This window comes from Actinocrinis sp. (assembly GCF_035650855.1).
In the GTDB taxonomy this organism is placed as follows: Bacteria; Actinomycetota; Actinomycetes; order Streptomycetales; family Catenulisporaceae; genus Actinocrinis.
Genome location: NZ_DASRGV010000243.1, coordinates 1 through 5788 on the forward strand (window position 1 = coordinate 1; position 5788 = coordinate 5788).

At 69.2% G+C, this 5788-nt stretch carries 7 protein-coding genes and 1 pseudogene; 5 read left to right on the forward strand and 3 right to left on the reverse strand.

Annotated features, from left to right (window positions below):
* Positions 1-211 (reverse strand): annotated as a pseudogene (locus VFB40_RS17735) (chain length determinant protein); the annotation flags it as partial.
* Positions 212-421: 210 nt separating this feature from the next.
* Between VFB40_RS17735 and VFB40_RS17740 the strand changes: the two are divergent.
* Genes VFB40_RS17740 through VFB40_RS17755 form a run of 4 tightly spaced genes read left to right on the forward strand, consistent with a single transcriptional unit; the run spans position 422 to position 3751 of the window.
* Entirely contained in the window at positions 422-1132 is a 711-nt protein-coding gene (locus VFB40_RS17740) for a GumC domain-containing protein (RefSeq protein WP_324852031.1), read from the forward strand.
* The gene (locus tag VFB40_RS17745) at positions 1129-1767 is read left to right on the forward strand and encodes an acyltransferase (RefSeq protein ID WP_324852033.1); all 639 of its coding nucleotides are present in this window, start codon (positions 1129-1131) and stop codon (positions 1765-1767) included. Before VFB40_RS17740 ends, VFB40_RS17745 begins: the two co-directional genes overlap by 4 nt.
* Positions 1768-1808: 41 nt before the next feature.
* Complete coding sequence (locus tag VFB40_RS17750; RefSeq protein WP_324852035.1) at positions 1809-2954, forward strand: glycosyltransferase; 1146 nt, start codon at positions 1809-1811, stop codon at positions 2952-2954.
* A gap of 50 nt (positions 2955-3004) precedes the next feature.
* Positions 3005-3751: a YqjF family protein gene (locus VFB40_RS17755; protein ID WP_349261528.1), complete on the forward strand. Its 747-nt coding sequence runs from the start codon at positions 3005-3007 to the stop codon at positions 3749-3751.
* A 48-nt stretch (positions 3752-3799) separates the two neighbouring features.
* On the opposite strand, the gene VFB40_RS17760 is transcribed toward VFB40_RS17755, so the two are convergent.
* Positions 3800-4171, reverse strand: a complete 372-nt coding sequence (locus VFB40_RS17760; protein WP_324852039.1) for a VOC family protein — start codon at positions 4169-4171, stop codon at positions 3800-3802.
* An 83-nt stretch (positions 4172-4254) separates the two neighbouring features.
* Positions 4255-4572 (reverse strand): hypothetical protein, encoded by a 318-nt coding sequence (locus tag VFB40_RS17765; RefSeq protein WP_324852041.1) that lies wholly within the window; start codon positions 4570-4572, stop codon positions 4255-4257.
* Between the two features lie 151 nt (positions 4573-4723).
* On the opposite strand from VFB40_RS17765, the gene VFB40_RS17770 reads away from it, so the two are divergent.
* Entirely contained in the window at positions 4724-5719 is a 996-nt protein-coding gene (locus VFB40_RS17770) for a threonine ammonia-lyase (RefSeq protein ID WP_324852043.1), read from the forward strand.
* Positions 5720-5788: the final 69 nt, after the last annotated feature.

The following is a 5788-nucleotide window of genomic DNA, read 5'->3' on the forward strand; positions in this document are numbered from 1 at the left end:
CGAAGTTCAGGAACGCGTTGCCGGTGCCGGGCACCTTCTCGGTGCCTGTGGTCGCGGACTGTGAGGCAAGCAGCGAGAGTTCACTGGTTGCCTGGTATTTCGTGGGAATGGCCCGGTCCACGCCGACGGTGAGCGCGATGGTGAGCAGCAATAGCGGCACCATCACGTACCAGCGTTTGCGTATGACTCGGACAACCTCCGCCAGATCCATGAACCCCTCCCCTTGCGTGCGTTGGCCCCGCAGCCCGGTCTGACGCCGGGGCGGTGCCGTGCGCACCGTCCACGGGTAGAGAATAGGGCCCGTAGCGGCGATGCATCCACCGCTTCGGCGACTTGGGTCATTGTTCGGCACTTTCGTGCGCGGGCGGCCCGATCAGCTATACGGTTGCGCGGGAGGGACGCGGACCAGGGGAGGGCTGCGGTGTCGTTTCGCGAAGTGATCGAGACGGTGCGATCACGCTGGTACATAGCCGCGGTCGTGCTGCTGGTGACCGCGGCCGCGGGCTGGAAGGTGGACCATCCGCCGCGGGTGTTCCAGGCAACCTCGGTGCTACTGCTGGTCCCGCCGCAGGACCCGGCCGCGCCGAACACGCTGGCCGCGGCCACCCCGTCGATCGCCGCCACCGGCCTGATGGTCGACACGGTGCTCAGCGACTCCACCTCGGCGGCCCGGCTGCGTCAGGCCGGGGTGACGGATGACTACTCGTTGACGCCGCGCAACAACGGCACCGTGCAGACGCCGAGATACACGATCCCCGCCGAGCAGCTGAGCGTGACCGGCCACGACCCGAATGCCGTATTGACCAGCCTCACGAATCTTTCCGCAGTGTTCATCGCGGAGTTGAACGACCTTCAGGCGCGCGCCGACGTGCCGGCGTCACTTCGCATCACGACGCAGGAACTGGTGGCGCCGGCGGTAGCGCAGGTGCACGGATCGAAGTCCCGGGGGCTCGCCGGGGTCGCGCTGATCGGTTTGGTCGCGGTGGTCGTCCTGCCTAATTGGTACGACCGGTACATGCGGCGCAGAAACCGGCGCGCGAAGACGGCGGACAAGAGCGGGAACGGCAAGTGGCGCAAGGCGCGCAAGGCAAAGCCGGACAGGCCGAAGGAAACGGAGAGGGTGCCCGCATGAGTACGGGAAGCACGGCGGACAACGTGAGGACGGGCACCCGTATCGCGCCGGACGCGGATGTACACGCAAGCGCGGTGCTGGGCGAGGGCACCTCGGTTTGGCACGGCGCGTCGGTGCGTGAGAATGCCGTGCTCGGGCGCTCGTGCATTGTCGGCCGGGGCGCGTATCTCGGACCGGGCGTGCAGGTCGGCGACAACGTCAAGATCCAGAACAACGCGCTCGTCTACGAACCGGCGGTGCTCGGCGACGGGGCGTTCGTCGGGCCCGCGGTGGTGTTCACGAACGACCTGAACCCGCGCTCGGTGACTCCGGACGGCCGGTTGAAGACCGCCGACGACTGGCACGCGGTCGGCGTGACGGTCCTGGAGGGCGGCTCGGTCGGGGCGCGGTCGGTGTGCGTGGCGCCGGTGACGATCGGGCGGTGGGCGATGGTGGCGGCGGGCGCGGTGGTGACGCGTGACGTGCCCGATTTCGCCTTGGTGCTCGGGGTTCCGGCGCGGCAGGTCGGCTGGGTCGGCCGGGCCGGGGTGCGGCTGGTGGAGGACGGCGAGGGGTCCGGGCGTTTCGTGTGCCCGCAGACCGATGCGGTGTACCTGGAGAAGGACGGCGTGCTGACCGAAATCGACGCCCCGTGAGGATGCGAGCGGGTGCGGGCACGGGCAGTACGCCGCGTGCGGTGATTGTCGTGCTGAACCTGCCGGTGCCTGACGACCATCGAGTGTGGGCGCAGGCGCAGGCGTTGCGCGATGACGGCGTGTCCGTGACGGTCGTGTGTCCGGCGATTCGGGACAAGCGGCCGGGCAAGGCGACGATCGACGGCATCGACGTGGAGTATTTCCCGTCGTTCGAGGGCGCGGGGCGACTCGGCACCATTGTCGAAGGCGCTTGGACGACGTTCGCTTCGACGCGTGCGGCCCGGCGCGCGCTCAGGCAGCCGGCGAGCGCGCGCATGGTTCAGGTGTGCAATCCGCCGGACATGCTCTTCCGGTTGCTGAGCCGGGCTCGGCGGCGCGGCTGCTGGACGGTGTACGACCAGCACGACGTGGTGCCGGCACTGGCCGGTTCGCGCCCGGCCTTCCAGAAGCTGGAGCGGCTGTTCCTCGCCTGCGAGCGCAAGACCGTCGCGGCTGCGGACGTGGTCCTGACGCCGAGTTCGGAGCAGGTCGAGCGGCTACGTCAGTTGTATGGCCGCGAAGCAGTCGTCGTGCGTACCGCATCGGTTGTTGCGGGGGAACGCACGGAGACGCGGGAGGACAGGGACACGACCGTACTCGGGTATCTGGGCGTAATCGGCGAACAGGACGGAGTCGGGGATCTGGTCGAGGCGGTCGACCTGCTGCGCGGCCGCGGCGTGACCGGCTTCCGCGTGGAGGTCGCGGGTGACGGGCCGGCGCTCGCGGGGGTCCGCGAGCAGGTGGCACAGCGCGGGCTCGGCGAGTTGGTGCATCTGCGCGGCTGGCTCGGCCCGGAGCAGATCGGCGCGTTCCTCGACGAGATCGACGCGATGACGGTGCCCGATCCGGACATCGAGTTCAACCACTACTGCGCGATGAACAAGGTCACGCATGCGATGGCGCGCGGCATCCCGGTGGTGCTGCGGCCGCTGCGGGAGAATTCGCGGCTGGTCGCGGATTCCGGGGTGGTGGCGGAGGACCAGAGCCTGCCGGCCTTCGCGGACGCGCTGGAGACGATGATCGGGCTGCCGCAGAAGGAACGCGCGGCCATCGGCGAGCGGTTGCACGAGATCTTCGAGGCGGAGCTGTCCTGGGAGAAGTCCTCGGCGCGGTACTTGGAGGCGGTCTCTCCGGCCCGTCGCGGCTAGCCGCCGGGGCGTCTTCTGCGAGCGGGAGTGGCCTGTGCCATGCTGGCTCGATGCCTCTGCCTGCCCGAATCGAACCGGTGACGCCCGACGCGGCCAGGCCGGTACGACGCGCGTTGTTAACGCAGTCGTGGCTGGATCTGACTTTCCTGCATTGGTCCGTGGCGCCGGAGGTTGTGCAGCCGTTTTTGCCTAAAGGCACGCAGCCGGACGTAATCGACGGTCAGACGTATATCGGTCTCATCGCATTTCGGATGTATCGGATCGGCTGGCTTGGATTACCGGGCATGCCGTGGATCGGCACCTTCCCGGAGACGAATGTGCGCCTGTACTCGGTGGATGAGGCCGGGCGGCGAGCGGTCGTATTCCTGTCGCTGGACGCGGCCCGGTTGCTGCCTGTTCTCACCGCGCGAATCGGCTTCAAGCTGCCGTACGTCTGGTCACGCATGTCGGTGCGGCGGCAGGGGGACGACGTGTTCGAGTACACAAGCCGCAGGCACTGGCCGGGCAAGTCGTCGGCACGCTCGCATATCAGGGTACGCATCGGCGAGCGGATCGAGGAACCCTCTGCCGCTGAGCACTTCATGACCGCACGCTGGGGTCTGCACTACGCACCGCTTCGCCGCACGCTGTACCTGCCGAACGAGCACCCGCGCTGGTCGCTGCATCGCGCCGAGGTGCTGGACCTGCAGGAGAGCCTGGTCGCGGCGGCCGGACTCCCCGCGCCGGTCCGCCCGCCGGACAGCGTGCTGTACTCCCCCGGCGTTCCGGTCAGCTTCGGCGCGCCGCTGCGGGATTGAGCGCATCCAATAAGTCAGCATGCAGCGTCACACGGAAAGTGGCCGACCCTATCCGCGGCTGGTGTCGATGACGCAGAACCGGTTGCCGTCGGGGTCCGCCAGCACGACGAAGTCCGGGTCCTGCGGATACATGTCCCAGTCGACGCGCTGCGCGCCGAGCGAGACCAGCCGCTCGACCTCGGCCGCCTGGTCGGCCGCGTCGCCCGCGTAGAGGTCGAGGTGGATGCGCGGGTGGTGCTCCACCGGCGCGTCGCTCGGCTGAAGTCCGAGACCGGGTCCTGATTTACCGTCCGGCGGGATGAGGAACGTCCAGCCGTCCGTCACCTCGTCGCGCGGCGCGTAGCCAAGCGCCTTGGTCCAGAATTCGACGGCGCGGCGCATGTCGGACACGCCCACGACTACGGTTCCGATGCTCAACATACTTCGATTCTCACGGATCGCGCCGCGCAACGGGCTTCGGCGGGCGGCAAACCATGCACTTGGCGTATCAGCCGCCGCGCTACTCAGAGCCGGCGCCGCACCTCGTCGAGCTCCGCGGCGGTGTACTCGCGGTCCGTGGCGATCGCGGCCAGCAGGTCACGCGCCTGAACCACTCGTGGATCGGCCTCCCTGACCACGACGCGCGCGGCGGCGTCCCCGCCGTCGCCGGCCTCGACGACGGCCTGGTATTCGCCCGGCATCAGCGTGCCGTAGTTGCGCGCGAGAATCGCCCCGATCCGCACCGCGGCGGTCAGCTCGTCCTGCGGCAACGCCAACGCCTGCGCTCCGGTGCCGACGTCGGCGAGCACGACAGCCCCCTGAAAATAGGTTATCCGCCTCATCGCCTACTCCCCGTTACGAACCCGTCGCTGTCTCGTCGCATCGCACAGTAGACCACAGGCGCACCGCGGCTTTGCGGACCTTCTCCCCCGGGCTGTGTCCGAGTGGTCCTTTATGATCGAGAAAAGTCGGTCTCGGAGGGGAGACGGTGCCATGGCCGAGCTCGTGCGGCTCGACGAGGTGTTGGCGGCGGCGAAGCGGATCGCCGGCATAGCGACCCGTACTCCGCTGCTGCCTTGCCCGTGGGCGGACCCTGACCGGCCGCTGTGGATCAAGGCGGAGTCGCTCCAGCCGATCGGCGCATTCAAGATCCGTGGCGCCGTGAACGCCCTCGCGGCGCTCGACGCCCCGGCGCGCGAGGCCGGCGTGATAGCGGTGTCCAGCGGCAACCACGCGCAGGCGGTGGCCTATGCGGCGGCGCGGTTCGGCGTGGACGCGCTGATCGTGATCCCGCACGGCTCGGCGCAGAACAAGGTGGCCGCGACGCAGGCGCTCGGCGCGACGGTCGTGCGCGTGCCCGCGGCCGAGCGCGAGGAGGCGGCCCGCAGGCTCGCGGCCGAGACCGGTCGGACCCTGATTCACCCCTTCGACGATCCGCGGGTGATCGCGGGCCAGGGCACCATCGGCGTGGAGATCGCCGAGCAGGCTCAGGAGCTCGGCATCTCGGTCGACACGATCCTCGCGCCGGTCAGCGGAGGCGGCCTCGTCTCCGGGGTCGCGGTCGCGGCCAAAGAGCTGATACCGGGCGTCTCGGTGTTCGGCGTGGAGCCGGAGCTGGCGGCCGACGCACACGAGTCACTTCGCCGCGGCGAGCGTACGGCTTGGCCGGTGGAGGACACCTGGCGCACCGTCGCCGACGCGTTGCGCTCGTCCAGCGTCGGCGAGCTGACCTGGCTGCATATCAGGGAACTGGTCGACGGCGTCATCACCGTTCCGGAGCAGGCCATTCTCGACGCGGTCCGCACGCTGGCGGCCGGTGCGCGCCTGGTGGCCGAGCCGGGCGGGGCGGTGGCGGTCGCGGCCTATCTCGCGCGGCGTGACGAGCTTCCGGCGGGTCGCAACTACGTCGCGGTGCTGAGCGGCGGCAACATCGACCGCGACGCGTACAGCAGAATCCTGAGCTCAGACAACGACGACACGTCCGATTGACGCCGCTCGCCGTCCCGGTACGCGATTTCCTTCACCGCGACATTTTCTCCGCAGCGCATTCGTTAACAG